13 protein-coding genes and 2 tRNA genes are annotated in these 14,684 nt (G+C 52.7%); 7 read left to right on the forward strand and 8 right to left on the reverse strand.

The features are described 5' to 3' along the window. Positions 1-58 precede the first annotated feature (58 nt). Positions 59-134, forward strand: a tRNA-Asn gene (locus HV345_RS14365). A 42-nt stretch (positions 135-176) separates the two neighbouring features. On the opposite strand, the gene cbl is transcribed toward HV345_RS14365, so the two are convergent. Next, a complete protein-coding gene (gene cbl / locus HV345_RS14370; RefSeq protein WP_181635720.1) occupies positions 177-1,127 on the reverse strand; it encodes an HTH-type transcriptional regulator Cbl in 951 nt (316 codons plus the stop codon). Between the two features lie 101 nt (positions 1,128-1,228). Further along, positions 1,229-2,146: a nitrogen assimilation transcriptional regulator NAC gene (nac, locus tag HV345_RS14375; protein ID WP_016156200.1), complete on the reverse strand. Its 918-nt coding sequence runs from the start codon at positions 2,144-2,146 to the stop codon at positions 1,229-1,231. 60 nt (positions 2,147-2,206) lie between these two features. On the opposite strand from nac, the gene HV345_RS14380 reads away from it, so the two are divergent. The 5 genes from HV345_RS14380 (at position 2,207) to HV345_RS14400 (ending at position 7,440) form a co-directional block, all read left to right on the forward strand. Then, on the forward strand, positions 2,207-2,359 hold the full coding sequence (locus HV345_RS14380) for a hypothetical protein (protein WP_016156199.1): 153 nt from the start codon (positions 2,207-2,209) through the stop codon (positions 2,357-2,359). 113 nt (positions 2,360-2,472) lie between these two features. Then, positions 2,473-2,548 (forward strand) — tRNA-Asn (locus HV345_RS14385). A gap of 208 nt (positions 2,549-2,756) precedes the next feature. Continuing rightward, on the forward strand, positions 2,757-4,073 hold the full coding sequence (gene shiA / locus HV345_RS14390; protein WP_016156198.1) for a shikimate transporter: 1,317 nt from the start codon (positions 2,757-2,759) through the stop codon (positions 4,071-4,073). Positions 4,074-4,191: 118 nt separating this feature from the next. After that, entirely contained in the window at positions 4,192-5,646 is a 1,455-nt protein-coding gene (locus tag HV345_RS14395) for an AMP nucleosidase (protein WP_016152657.1), read from the forward strand. A 15-nt stretch (positions 5,647-5,661) separates the two neighbouring features. Beyond that, a complete protein-coding gene (locus tag HV345_RS14400; protein ID WP_181635721.1) occupies positions 5,662-7,440 on the forward strand; it encodes an aminopeptidase P family protein in 1,779 nt (592 codons plus the stop codon). 55 nt (positions 7,441-7,495) lie between these two features. On the opposite strand, the gene ptsG is transcribed toward HV345_RS14400, so the two are convergent. From ptsG to pabC, 6 genes are all read right to left on the reverse strand, one after another. Then, a complete protein-coding gene (gene ptsG / locus HV345_RS14405; RefSeq protein WP_016152655.1) occupies positions 7,496-8,929 on the reverse strand; it encodes a PTS glucose transporter subunit IIBC in 1,434 nt (477 codons plus the stop codon). 293 nt (positions 8,930-9,222) lie between these two features. Next, the gene (locus HV345_RS14410) at positions 9,223-10,020 is read right to left on the reverse strand and encodes a metal-dependent hydrolase (RefSeq protein WP_016156196.1); all 798 of its coding nucleotides are present in this window, start codon (positions 10,018-10,020) and stop codon (positions 9,223-9,225) included. 10 nt (positions 10,021-10,030) lie between these two features. Continuing rightward, complete coding sequence (holB, locus tag HV345_RS14415) at positions 10,031-11,035, reverse strand: DNA polymerase III subunit delta' (protein ID WP_181635722.1); 1,005 nt, start codon at positions 11,033-11,035, stop codon at positions 10,031-10,033. Continuing rightward, positions 11,032-11,673: a dTMP kinase gene (gene tmk / locus HV345_RS14420; protein ID WP_016156195.1), complete on the reverse strand. Its 642-nt coding sequence runs from the start codon at positions 11,671-11,673 to the stop codon at positions 11,032-11,034. Before tmk ends, holB begins: the two co-directional genes overlap by 4 nt. Continuing rightward, entirely contained in the window at positions 11,663-12,685 is a 1,023-nt protein-coding gene (yceG, locus tag HV345_RS14425; RefSeq protein WP_181635723.1) for a cell division protein YceG, read from the reverse strand. Before yceG ends, tmk begins: the two co-directional genes overlap by 11 nt. A 1-nt stretch (position 12,686) precedes the next feature. Further along, a complete protein-coding gene (gene pabC / locus HV345_RS14430) occupies positions 12,687-13,496 on the reverse strand; it encodes an aminodeoxychorismate lyase (RefSeq protein ID WP_181635724.1) in 810 nt (269 codons plus the stop codon). Between the two features lie 540 nt (positions 13,497-14,036). Here pabC and HV345_RS14435 point away from each other — a divergent pair. Further along, positions 14,037-14,612 carry a fimbrial protein gene (locus HV345_RS14435; RefSeq protein WP_181598345.1) on the forward strand — a complete coding sequence of 192 codons (576 nt, stop codon included), beginning with the start codon at positions 14,037-14,039 and terminating at the stop codon, positions 14,610-14,612. The last annotated feature ends 72 nt before the right edge of the window (positions 14,613-14,684 follow it).

Below are 14,684 nucleotides of genomic sequence, written 5' to 3' on the forward strand. Positions count from 1 at the left end.
CTATTCAGGCTTTGACAACGCTGAGTGGCATCGCTAATATTCGCCTCGTTCACACGATTCCTCTGTAGTTCAGTCGGTAGAACGGCGGACTGTTAATCCGTATGTCACTGGTTCGAGTCCAGTCAGAGGAGCCAAATTTAAGAAGCCTGCTTAGGAAACTAAGCAGACTTTTTGCATTATATCTGATAATCAATCACGGCTTCATCTGGCTCCATCGCCTGGCGCTTGATTTCATCGACGGATAACCCTGCGTTGCATAGCTCAATAAATCGCCAGACATAGTTGCGCTGCAGTTGCCCGCGTTTCAGGCCCAGCCAGACGGTATTTGCATCAAATAAGTGCCGGGTATCCAGACGGGTTAAGCTCCCCTCCTCCTGCTCTCCACTGGATTGTTCTGCCACCAGCCCGATTCCCAGCCTCAGCGACACATAGGTTTTAATCACATCCGAGTCCTGGGCGCTGAGGATAATATCCGGCACTAACCCTTTACGGGCAAATGCCTCATCGATACGGGAACGCCCCGTAATCCCCTGACGATACGTAATTAATGGCCAGTGGGCGATAGATTCCAGTGTGAGAGGAGACGTTTTCACCAAGGGATGGTCGTGAGGAACAAGCAGGCTGTGGTGCCAACGAAACCAGGGAAAAGCTACCAACAGCGGATCGCTGCTCAGTCGCTCGCTGGCAATCCCGATGTCTGCCCCACCGTTTTGCAACAGTACGTCAATCTCCTGCGGTGTACCCTGGATCAGTTCCAGACGCACCTCAGGGAAGAGCTCACGAAAGGCTTTAATCACCGCGGGCAGGCTATAGCGTGCCTGTGTATGCGTGGTGGCAATCGTCAGTACACCGGACGTGTCATTGGTAAACAGATCCGCAAGTCTGCGAACGTTGCTGGCCTCATTCAGAATACGCTCGGCAATAACCAGCAAGGCTTTGCCCGGTTCGGTCATGCCCAGCAGGCGTTTACCGCGACGGATAAAAATCTCAATGCCAAGTTCATCTTCAAGTTCACGAATATGTCGGCTTACTCCCGACTGCGAGGTGTACAGTATATTCGCGACTTCCGTCAGGTTGTAATCCTGACGGGCCGCCTCGCGGATTATTTTAAGTTGCTGGAAATTCACTTTTTGCTCCGGGCACATCAGACATTACGCTATTGTTAAAGTCTGATGCCCGGCATAACAAATAATAAAAACCCGCATCTTATTCCTGAAGGGAATAAGGTTTAGCTGACCAGCTGTAGCTCGCGGTTTTCCAGTGCCGGACGGCTTACCAGCGACAACAGGATCTCCTTCACGGCCTGTGCCTGCGGCGATAAGCTCCCTCTGGCTGAGACGTTCAGCGATAATGGCAGATTCATCGACGGGGTTGTTATCCGCGCCATCCAGCCGTTCGCGGCATTACATAATGAACGGGCCGCCGACTCAGGCAACACTGTGACGCCCATCCCACTGGCGATGGCAGCCGTTAAGGTGGCGATAGATTCAATTTCGCCAATCACTTTTGCCGTCAGGCGACGAAGCGAAAAAGCTTCATCTACACGCAGGCGAACTGCGCTGTAATCCCGTGGCAAAAACAGATTCATCTGCGCCACCGCGGCTAAATCGACGCTTTGTCCTGGGCAATCACGCGTCCCGACCAGGTACAAATCCTCTTTAAGCAACGGTTGACTGCTGATACCCGCCACGGGTGAGCGCTCGTAGAGCACCGCCATGTCTAAATGCCCGCTGAGCAGCTTGTCATTCAGCACCGCCCCACTGTTTTCATGCAAATAGACCAGCACATCGGGCAGCTCTGCTCGTACTGTCTGTAATAACGGCATAGTGATGGCTGACGCCGCTGTCCCCGGCGCCAGGCCAATAGAGACCTGTCCCCCCAGGGTCTGACCTACGTTATTGACCGCAAGTTGCGCCTGCTCGCACTGGCGTAAAATCGTCCGCGCATGGGCATACAACACTTTCCCCGCTTCCGTCGGTGTGACGCCGCGCTTGGTGCGAATCAACAGTTGCTGATCCAGTTCGCCTTCCAGCGTAGCAACCTGCTGGCTCAGCGCAGGTTGCGCGATATGCAACACTTCCGCTGCCTGGGTCAGGCTACCAATATCGACGATTTTCACGAAATATTTCAGTCGTCTGAAGTTCATTTTGCCTCCTGTCGGAATACCAGAACCCGTGCTGGCAGTCATTAAATTCAGGATTGCAAGATGCTTGCCAGTTTAGTCAGCAGCCGTGTTTTACGGTTAAAACCGCGTAAAGTCAGGCTCAAAGGTGAAGAATGGACTTTTTGCACACCTGAATCTCTCATTCTGGCTGCCCTGGAAGAGGTAGACGCGCACCAGAATGGGGCAAAAGCATAAAAAGACGGAAAGATCGCCGCTTTGCTGATTTTGTCAGCAAACGAACGCACAAATGTATTTCCCCCTTTGACAAGCCTCATCGCCCTCGCTAATATGCGCCTCGTTCAAACGATTCCTCTGTAGTTCAGTCGGTAGAACGGCGGACTGTTAATCCGTATGTCACTGGTTCGAGTCCAGTCAGAGGAGCCAAATTTAGAGAAGCCCGCTTTTAAGCGGGCTTTTTGCTTTTCTGTTTTTCATTCATCTTATTTTTCATGTAGCCCTCTGGTGAGGGAGATAATCGTTTTCTCTTCCCGTCTGTCGCGGTAATCTCATAACGGTCGTTAATATATCGACTGCAATGTGTGTAGCCCAATTCAAATACTAATAACTAAAAGACAGTACAGACAGGATAACTATGGATTCCACTCTCACCTCCGCGGGTCCCCAAGAGGACGTCTCTTCGCTTCATCGTGCCCGACGCGCTGCGCTTGGTAGCTTCGCTGGCGCCGTGGTCGACTGGTATGATTTTCTGCTTTATGGCATCACCGCCGCACTGGTCTTTAATCGCGAGTTCTTCCCGCAGGTTAGCCCGGCAATGGGAACACTTGCCGCATTTGCCACCTTTGGCGTCGGATTTTTGTTCCGTCCGTTAGGCGGGGTTATCTTCGGCCACTTTGGCGATCGCCTTGGCCGTAAACGCATGCTGATGCTCACCGTCTGGATGATGGGGATTGCCACTGCGCTGATAGGGATTATTCCTTCTTTTGACACTATTGGCTGGTGGGCCCCTGTGCTGCTGGTGACGCTACGCGCCATTCAGGGATTCGCCGTTGGTGGTGAATGGGGCGGCGCGGCGTTGCTCTCGGTCGAAAGCGCGCCGAAAAATAAAAAAGCCTTCTACAGCAGTGGCGTTCAGGTCGGTTACGGCGTCGGACTGCTGCTTTCTACCGGTCTGGTCTCACTGATTAGCTCGCAAACTACCGATGAGCAGTTCCTGAGCTGGGGCTGGCGTATTCCGTTCCTGTTCAGCATCGTACTGGTTTTGGGCGCGTTGTGGATGCGCAACAGAATGGATGAATCAGCCGAATTCGAACAGCAGCAACAGGCAGCGCAACCAGAGAAAAAGCGGTTACCGGTGGTCGAGGCGTTAATCCGTCATCCGGGCGCATTCTTAAAAATTATCGGCTTGCGCTTATGTGAACTGCTGACGATGTATATCGTCACCGCGTTTGCCCTTAATTACTCTACGCAGAACCTGGGCCTACCGCGCGAGCTGTTTCTGAATATCGGTTTGTTAGTGGGAGGACTGAGCTGTCTGACCATCCCCTGCTTTGCCTGGCTTGCCGACCGCTTTGGTCGACGGCGCGTGTACATTACCGGTGCACTGGTCGGTACGCTGAGCGCCTTCCCGTTCTTTATGGCGCTGGAAGCACAGTCTATTTTCTGGATCGTGTTCTTCGCGATTATGTTGGCCAATATTGCGCACGATATGGTGGTCTGCGTACAGCAGCCTATGTTTACCGGTTTGTTTGGCGCAAGTTATCGCTACAGCGGCGCAGGCGTTGGCTATCAGGTGGCAAGTGTGGTTGGCGGTGGTTTTACCCCCTTCATTGCTGCGGCACTGGTGACATTCTCGGGCGGAGACTGGCACAGCGTGGCCATTTATCTGATGGCCGGGTGTCTTATTTCCGCCGCCACTGCATTGCTGATGCGGGATAAGCAGCACAGTTAAGCCCTGATGCGAAGGTCATTCGGCCTTCGCACAATCTTCCTCAACGTCTGACTTTTGTTTCATATTCCTGTGACATACTATCGGGAGAGCAGTACATCTGTGGAACAAGGAGACAGACATGAACAATAAGGGCTCCAGCCTGACCCCAACTCAGGCACTGGATAAACTGGACGCGCTGTACGAGCAGTCGGTTAAAGCACTGCGTAGCGCCATTGGTAAGTACATTGAAACAGGGACGCTCCCTGACATAATCGCCCGCCATAATGGTCTTTTTGTTTACCCATCGCTTTGTGTCACCTGGGATGGCAGCGCCACCAATCCCCCGAAAACCCGTGCCTATGGCCGTTTTACCCATGCGGGCAGCTATACCACTACGATCACCCGTCCGTCGCTTTTTCGTCCCTATCTTGAAGAACAACTCACGCTGCTGTATCAGGATTATGATGCGCATATCTCCGTCGAACCGTCGCAGCATGAAATCCCTTATCCCTATGTGATTGATGGTTCTGAACTGACGCTCGACCGCTCGATGAGCGCCGGATTAACGCGCCATTTCCCCACTACCGAGTTGTCACAAATCGGCGACGAAACAGCCGACGGTACCTATCATCCGGCGGAATTCTCCCCGCTGTCGCACTTCGACGCCCGACGAGTAGATTTTTCGCTCGCACGACTGCGTCACTACACGGGAACGCCGGTTGAACATTTCCAGCCATTTGTGCTGTTCACCAACTACACCCGCTATGTCGATGAGTTCGTGCGCTGGGGCTGCAGCCAGATCCTCGATCCGAACAGCCCCTATATCGCGCTGTCATGCGCGGGCGGGATCTGGATCACCGCTGAAACGGAAGCTCCGGAAGAGGCCATCTCCGATCTCGCCTGGAAGAAACATCAGATGCCCGCTTGGCATCTAATCACCGCCGACGGTCAGGGGATCACGCTGGTCAATATCGGCGTTGGCCCGTCTAACGCCAAAACCATTTGCGATCATCTGGCCGTCCTGCGCCCTGACGTCTGGCTGATGATTGGACACTGTGGCGGCCTGCGCGAAAGCCAGGCGATTGGCGACTATGTTCTGGCCCACGCTTATCTGCGTGACGACCATGTGCTGGATGCCGTACTACCGCCGGATATTCCGATTCCGAGCATTGCGGAAGTACAACGCGCACTGTATGACGCCACCAAAGAAGTCAGCGGCATGCCCGGCGAAGAGGTTAAACAGCGCCTGCGTACCGGTACCGTCGTCACCACCGACGATCGCAACTGGGAGTTACGCTATTCCGCTTCTGCGCTGCGTTTTAACCTCAGTCGCGCGGTGGCTATTGATATGGAAAGCGCCACCATCGCCGCCCAGGGCTACCGCTTCCGCGTCCCTTACGGCACGCTGCTGTGCGTTTCCGATAAACCGCTGCACGGCGAGATCAAACTGCCTGGTCAGGCCAACCGTTTTTATGAAGGTGCCATTTCCGAGCACCTGCAAATAGGTATCCGGGCAATTGATCGTCTGCGTGCTGAAGGCGATCGACTGCACTCCCGTAAATTACGTACGTTCAACGAACCGCCGTTCCGTTAAGGCCTGAAGGTAACTATGCACAACTCAACTCCTCTTTCCGCTCTGCGCAACCTGCTGTTAGCGCAAGGGCTGGATGGCATGATTGTTCCGCGCGCCGACGCTCACCAAAGCGAAGATTGTACACCGCATGACAATAAGCTGGCCTGGCTGACCGGTTTTAGCGGCTCCGCTGGTCTCGCGTTGGTCCTGCGCGACCGCGCATTAATGTTTGTCGATGGACGCTATCAGGTCCAGGTGCGCAATGAAGTCTCGCTGGATGATTTTGAAATTCACCATTTACATGACGAACCGCTGGCCGACTATTTGCAGTCTCACGTTGCTGCGGGCGCGCGTATCGGTTTTGAACCGTTGCTGATGGTCAACAGCCAGTTTGAAGCACTGTCGGCGACCCATTGCGAGCTGGTGTCTCTTGAGCAAGATCCTTTCGACCAGGTATGGCTTGACCGCCCGGCTGCACCCTGCGGCATCATTCGTGAAATGCCCATTGAAATCAGCGGGGAAAGCAGCACACAAAAACGAGCCCGCGTCGTGGATCTGCTCACGCAACAACAGGCCGACGTTCTGGCGATCACGCTGCCGGATAACATTGCCTGGCTGCTGAATGTGCGCGGTTCCGATCTGCCAATGGTGCCAGTGCCGTTTTCGTTCGCCCTGCTCCATCGCAGCGGCGAGCTGGAATGGTTTGTTGATAGCAACAAAACCCAGCAGCTCCCTGCTGCACTGCTGAATACGCTCACGCTGGCCCCACAAGAGAGTTTTCTTGCCCGCTGCCAGCAGTTGGCCAAAGGGAAACGCTTTTTGGTCGATAAAGACTACGCCCCGGTCGCGCTGCGTTTTGCCATTATAGAACACGGTGGCGAAGTCTTATGGGCACCCGATCCCATCACCTTGATGAAAGCGCACAAGAATGACGTTGAACTGGCGGGCTATCGGGAATGCCATGAACAAGATGGCGCGGCCTGGGTTAACTTTCTGGCATGGCTTACCCATGAAGTTCCCTTGCGCGAAGCGGCAGGCAATCCGGTCACTGAGCTGGAAGCGCAGGCCAGGCAACTGGAATTTCGCCAGCAGCAGCCGGGATTTATCGAGCAAAGCTTCAACACGATTTCGGCCTCAGCCAGCAATGCCGCAATGTGCCATTACCATTCCAGCGAAAAAACCAATACGCCCATTACCTCTCAGGCCATGTATCTGAATGATTCCGGCGGCCAGTACCATAATGGTACGACGGATACAACGCGCACCCTCGCGTTTGGTCCACAAGATCCGCAGCGTCGTCTGCATTACACCGCTGTGTTAAAAGGCTTTTTGTCGCTTATCTCGCTGCAATTTCCCAGCGGCACTCAGGGTCATCAACTGGATGCCTTTAGCCGTCGGGCGCTGTGGGATCTGGGTCTGGATTTTGATCACGGTACGGGACACGGCGTAGGCCATCAGCTCCTGATCCATGAGCAGCCCCATCGCATTGCCAAAAAAGTAAACCCCTGGCCTCTGGTTGCGGGCAATATCATTACCATCGAGCCGGGTTATTATCTGGCCGGAGAATATGGGATCCGTATTGAGAATCAGGTGGAGATTATCAACAGTCGTCCTGGCTTCTGTCGCTTCTCAACGCTGACGCTGGTGCCGATTGATTTAAGTCTGGTTGAACTGCACCTGCTAAGTGAGGCTGAAAAGCAGTGGATTGATGATTATCACCAGCAGGTCAGAGAGACGTTATCCCCACGCGTGAACGCAGAGGCTCGTCCGTGGTTGTTCGCCGCCACTGCGCCGATTCGCGTTCAGGCCAATTAATGCATTAAAAAAGGCAGCCCGCAGGCTGCCTTAATTCTCCCCAACTTTTTACTGCTTAGCTGTGACGGATGTACTCATCCATTTCAGTTTTCAGGTTATCGGACTTAGTACCGAAGATAGCCTGAACACCGGAACCCGCCACTACAACGCCCGCTGCACCCAGTTTCTTCAGGCCAGCCTGATCCACTTTGGCAACGTCAGCGACGCTGACACGCAGACGAGTGATGCACGCATCGAGGTTAGTGATGTTTTCTTTACCGCCGAATGCCGCAACCAGGGCCGGAGCCATTTCGCCGGACGCACCCGCTTTGGTGTCTTCGGTAGCATCTTCACGGCCCGGAGTTTTCAGGTCCAGCGCTTTGATCAGCACACGGAAGATGGTGTAGTAAACAATCGCATAACCGATACCGACAATCGGGAACAGCCACAGTTTGCTGCTGTTACCGGACAGAACGATAAAGTCGATCAAACCGTGGGAGAACGACGTACCGTCACGCATACCCAGCAGGATACAGATCGGGAATGCCAGACCAGCCAGAATTGCGTGGATGATGTACAGGATCGGTGCCACGAACATGAACGAGAACTCGATCGGTTCGGTAATACCGGTCAGGAACGAGGTCAGCGCCGCGGAGATCATGATACCGCCCACTTTCGCGCGGTTTTCTGGTTTAGCAGAGTGCCAGATAGCGATAGCGGCAGCCGGCAGACCGTACATTTTGAACAGGAAGCCACCAGACAGTTTGCCCGCAGTCGGGTCACCCGCCATATAGCGAGGGATATCGCCGTGGAATACCTGGCCCGCAGCATTGGTGTATTCACCGATCTGCATCTGGAATGGAACGTTCCAGATATGGTGCAGACCAAACGGCACCAGGCAGCGTTCAATGAAGCCATAGATACCGAACGCTACGACCGGGTTCTGGTATGCAGCCCACTGGGAAAACGTCTGAATAGCAGTCCCGATCGGCGGCCAAATGAAGGACAGAACCACACCGGTGAAGATAGCGGCCAGACCAGAAATGATAGGAACGAAGCGCTTACCCGCAAAGAAGCCAAGATACTCAGGCAATTTGATACGGTAGAAACGGTTGAACATATACGCTGCAATCGCACCGGAGATAATCCCCCCGAGAACACCCGTATCAGCAAGGTGTTTAGCTGCGATCTCTTCAGCAGGTAAATGCAGAACCAGCGGCGCAACAACAGCCATGGTCTTAACCATAATGCCGTAGGCAACAACGGATGCCAGTGCAGATACGCCGTCGTTATTGGTGAAGCCTAACGCGACACCGATGGCAAAAATCAGCGGCATGTTTGCAAAAACAGAACCGCCTGCTTCTGCCATTACGTGCGATACAACGGCTGGCAGCCAGCTGAAGTTAGCGGAACCGACACCCAGCAGGATACCTGCAATCGGGAGTACGGATACCGGCAGCATCAGCGATTTACCGACCTTTTGCAGGTTAGCAAATGCATTCTTAAACATAATTGAGAGTGCTCCTGAGTATTTGTGCTTTTCTACGTTCTCACGCATTAGCGAGGGGGGAGAACCTCGCCGTGTACAGGGCATCTAAGTACCCTTTATTTATTACACAGAGTAAAATAATTCAGTTTGTTTTTGTTTGACGGCTATCACAATTCAGTCGTGGAAGGCCGTAAAATCCTCACATTCCGATAAAATGCGTTTCTGAATGTGTCAAACCGGTTATTCACCGCCCATTTTGAGGCGGTGAACTTTACTCGCTTTGCTTATTAATTACGAGCTTTAAAAAAAGTCAGTTAACGAACGGATTGCAGGCGAGAAGCGTCGATGTGAAACAGGCGGGCAAAGTTATCAGTGGTTGCCTGCGCCAGTTCTTCAACGGCAACACCTTTCACTACGGCCATATACTCCGCAACGTCACGGGTCATGGCGGGCTGGTTCTCTTTTCCACGATGCGGTACAGGCGCAAGGTAGGGAGAATCTGTCTCAACCAGCAACCGATCCAGAGGAACATAGCGGGCGGCATCACGGAGCTGATCTGCGTTACGGAACGTGACGATGCCGGAAAACGAGATATAAAATCCGAGGTCCAGCAATTTGCCCGCCGTTTCTCTGTCTTCTGTAAAACAGTGTAGTACGCCACCACAATCCGTCACTTTTTCTTCGCGCAGAATAGACAGCGTATCGGCTCGCGCATCGCGGGTATGCACGATAACTGGCTTTTGTAACTCACGGCCAATCTGAATATGATGGATAAAAGATTCCTGCTGGCGCACCTTTGTTTCCGGCGTATAGAAATAGTCCAGCCCGGTTTCCCCCATCGCCACAACGCCCTCTTCGGCGGCAAAACGGCGCAGGTCTTCAACATCATAGGCTTCATCCTGATTTAACGGATGCACGCCGCAGGAGAACACCACATTGTCACGTTCACCGACCAGTTCGCGCATACTGCGGTATCCTGGCAGAGTGGTCGCGACGGCAAGACAGAATTTCACATCGCGTGCGGCCGCTTTAGCCAGCACGTCATCCACGTCCTTATGCAGAGATTGATAATCCAGGCCATCAAGATGGCAGTGTGAGTCGACTAAAAACATAATGTCTCTCTCAAAGATGGGGAACCGGCAATACGGTGCCTGGTTGCAGGTAATGCTCAATACGCAGGATAAGATCGGTTAACACCAGTTCACGGTTTACGCCTGTTATGTTCAGCAACTGCTGACGGCAATGACAAACGTCACCGAGTATCGCCTGTATCCGGGCGACGGATAACCGTTCTGCGATAGAAGATATCAGGTCCAGCGCATCAGGATTGGTTAAATGGGAAACCCCATACGGACGCTTCAAGGCATCCGTCAACAACGTTGCCAGCCAGTGTAAACGGGCGGCGGCCTGATCGTGGTTTAACGCCGCGAGCAGGATATACCAGTCACCTGCGTTTAATGTGTTTACCAGTGCCGCACAAAAATCTGTGCGATGCGCCCAGCTTTCAGCCTGTAACAACGAGAGTGCCGCACCAGGCGAACCCGCGCTCAGGCGTAATGCGCTCAACAGCGCTTCTGGAGATGCGGTCACTTCACGGGCGAGCCAGGAGATAGCGTACGACTCAGCCGGCGGCGCAAGATGGTGTAACCGGCAGCGGCTGCGCAATGTCGCCAGCAATCGCGCAGGCTCTGTGCTGGCGAGGAAAAACCAGGTTTGTGCTGGCGGTTCTTCCAGCGTTTTTAGCAGAGCATTGGCAGCAGCATCAGTTAACTGGGCAGCATCAGGGATCCACACCACTTTCGCACCGCCAAGGCGTGAATGCTCGTACAGCTTTTCACTCACTTCACGTACCGCATCAACCCCCAGCGTGCTTTTGCCTTTTTCCGGCAGCAGCGAATAGTAATCAGGATGCGTCCCCGCCTGCATCAATTGACAGCCCCGGCAGTGTCCGCAGCTTTTATGCCCTTCCGGCTGCTGGCACATTAAATAGCGACTGAGCGCGTAAATCAGCGCGTCGTCACCCATTCCGGGTAACGCCTGAATCAGTAACGCATGGTGACCACGACCCGCCTGGTAGCTGGCTACCAGTTTTTCAAAATCTGGCCGTAACCATGGGTACCATTTCATGCGCCCTGCTCCTGCACCCACTGGGTGATGGTATTGCGGATATCAGCCATCACAGCTTCCAGCGGCTGCGTAGCGTCGATGGTACGAATGCTGGCATCTTTGGCAGCCAGTTCAAGATAGCGCGCGCGGGTGCGATTAAAGAAATCGAAAGATTCCTGCTCAATACGATCCAGCTCGCCGCGTGCACGGGCACGCTTCAATCCGACTTCTGGAGTCACGTCCAGATAGAGCGTCAGGTCCGGGCGAAAATCACCGAGCACCGCATCGCGCAGGGTTGCCAGCATGTTTTGATCGATGCCGCGTCCGCCCCCCTGATACGCCTGGGTCGACAAATCGTGACGATCACCAATTACCCATGCGCCTTTTGCCAGCGCAGGTTTAATAACGGTTTCGACCAGCTGTACGCGCGCGGCGTAAAACATCAGAACTTCAGCTTTGTCAGTGATGACCTCGTCACCCACCGACTTAATGTCCAACACCAGACTTCTTAGTTTCTCAGCAAGCTGTGTTCCCCCCGGTTCGCGGGTAAAAACCATGTCACGAATACCGAGTTGCTCAAGTGTCTCTACCACCACGTTACGCGCAGTGGTTTTTCCGGCGCCTTCCAGGCCCTCGATGACGATATAGTTACTGCCCATTTTTTTCCTTAAGCACTTTCAGGTAATCCTGCACGGACCGGTTGTGGCTGGCAAGATTGGTGTTAAACGTGTGACCGCCTTTACCGTCAGCCACGAAATAGAGGTACGGCGTTTTTGCCGGATGCGCCGCGGCCTGCAATGAGGCCTCTCCCGGCATGGCAATCGGGCCAGGCGGCAGCCCCGTAATGGTATAGGTGTTATAGGCGGTCGGGGTATCTAAATCCACACGCGACAACTTGCCATTATACCGTGACCCCATCCCGTAAATCACCGTCGGATCGGTCTGTAAACGCATGCCAATCCGTAAGCGGTTAATAAAGACGGAGGCCACCTGATCACGCTCGCTGGCAACCGCAGTCTCTTTTTCGATAATAGAGGCCATGGTTACCAGCTGATTTTTGTCCTGATAAGGCAGGCCTTCAGCGCGCCCTTCCCAGACGGAGTCTACCGCTTTAACCATTTTCTGATGTGCGCGTTTTAGTAACGCCACGTCAGTTGTATTGGCGGTATACATCCAGGTATCTGGCCAGAACCAGCCTTCCACCCATTGCGGGTTTTCCAGCTTCAGCGCCTGTGCAACGGTCTCGTATTTATCATCGCTCAGCGTATGTTTTATGTACGGCGCATCACGCAGTTGCTTGAGGTAGTCGCTCAAACGCATCCCTTCAACCAGACGTAACGGAAACTGCGCCTCTTTACCGCTTTCCAGCAGTTGCAACATGTCCCGGACCGTCATGTCGGGCGTAAAACGGTAGGTTCCGGCTTTAAAATGCGACAGTTCGGGCTCCACACGCAGCAGCCACTGGAACACACGCGGACGATTGATGATTTTTTCGCGATAAAGTTGCTCGCCCAGCACCAGACGCCCAGTGCCTGCCTTCAGGGAAAAAATAGCCTCTTCTTTGATGAGTAGCGTACTGTTCGCCAGTTGGCGAACTTTCCACGCGCCGAACCCGGCAGCGATACCCATCACTACCAGCAACAATAATAAAACGCCTAACAATTTCTTCATGCTAATCAGACAACTCACACAGTGGGGCTAAATATTGGTAAAGTTCGCGCGACGGCCAGCGTTGGCCCTCAAATTTTTGCACCGGAACAATCGGCATCAGTGCATTGCAGATTAAAACTTCGTCCGCATCGACCAGCATCTCAAGGCGAGCGGCAACTTCCGCCACCCGATATGGCGAAGCGGCGAGCTGCCTGATAATGTGCTGGCGCATAATACCGTTAACGCCCGCCTGATCGAGACACGGGGTAAACACATCCATTCCCCGGCGCCAGAATAAATTCGCGGCACAGCATTCCGTAAGCCACCCTTCGCTGTCAAGGACCAGCGCCTCATCGGCGTTTGTCTGCTCAAGATGAGCGCGGATCAGCACCTGCTCCAGTCGATTAAGGTGTTTCAGGCCAGCAAGTAACGGATTTCGTCCTAATCGCACGGAGCTTTGCGACAGAGTTATTCCTTGCTGACGCCAGGTGGCATAATGCGTCGGAGCAGGGGTTCCGCTAACAATTCGCGTAGGGGTATGGCATCCCGCCAGGCCGTAGCCCCGTGATCCGGCTCCGCGGGTTAGGATGACCTTGACCACTCCGGTATTATCAGCCCTGGCAATCGTCTGCATCTCCAGGCGCAAATCAGACCATGCCGTAAAAGGGATCATCAGTACGTCGCACGTTTTCTGCAGCCTTTGCAGATGCATTTCCAGCAATTGAACTCGCCCGTTCACTACGCGAGCCGTGGTGAAACACCCGTCACCAAACTGAATGCTCCTATCAGTTACAGCAAGATTTTCAGCAGGCTGGCCGTTAATTACAAACATGCTTTCTCCTCGTTCTCTTCGTCAAGAGTGCCTTTCATGACCATTTTATGCAAGCATCGCCTGGTCCATTGCGCACCGTGACTGACCTAATAGGAAAGACTGATTTTGGCATGCAAGAACCATAAATATACATTCACAAAAATTATGAACATTAAAAAATCCCCTTTATATTTCTCCCTGTCTCGCTAAAAATCATAAAGCAAAACGACTCTCCATTTAAATCAAACACCCCAGATCCTCGCTTTTTATTTGAATGAAAACAAGGCATTCCAAATCACATTTGCAGAACCAATTAATAATTAAAATTAATCCAAACAACTAATAATCAAACAACAAGATATAATCACGACAAATACAATCCAAGTCATTAACATTCAGAAAGAAAAAAACAAATTGAAAACAAAAAAACAAGTCACTATAGTATTACCGAAGCAGCACGATATATAATATTATCATTAGCACCTACCATGCCTATATGTAAGCCATGTATTGTTATGCTCAAAACCGAACCTATTACTCCACTCGATAAGGATTAGTCAAATGGAAATGAAACATTTAAATAGTTTATTAGGTATCGCTTTAATTGGTTCTGCGTCACTAGCAAATGCTTCGGTTACTGAAGTAAATGCCGGAACCATTAATTTTAATGGTAAAGTTGTCTCTCCACCTTGCGTAGTAGCACAGAGCGATAATAGCAAAAACGTTACACTGAATGACGTTGCAAAAAACCAGTTCTATGGCTCTGGCGCTTCAATTGCCTCTGTAGGACAGGTCGGCAGCCAACCGGCTGAGTTTACGATTCATCTGGAGCAGTGTGATACCAGTCAGGCGCAAGATGTAACCTTTAAATTTAAAGGCGAGACTGATACCAGTAATAGCGAGGTGCTGAAAAATATCGCGGCCAGCGATGCAGCAACTGGCGTCGGCGTGGCGCTCTTCGAAAACGATGGCACAACTCCCGTTAAAATTAACGAAAGCACTACAACCCCGCTCATTATTCCAGTGGGAGCAGCAACTGGCGAGCAAACCTTTAAAGCCGACTATATTGCAACGGAATCAACGGTAAGTATCGGAGATGTATTAGCTACCGCCACTTTCGACGTAACGTTTAACTAACTCCCCCCCCCCTTCATGACAGAGCATCAGAGGGCCACTTGTTGCGAAGGGGGGTTTATTTCATCACCCTCA

Source organism: Citrobacter sp. RHBSTW-00986, assembly GCF_013783065.1.
Classification (GTDB): domain Bacteria; phylum Pseudomonadota; class Gammaproteobacteria; order Enterobacterales; family Enterobacteriaceae; genus Citrobacter; species Citrobacter braakii.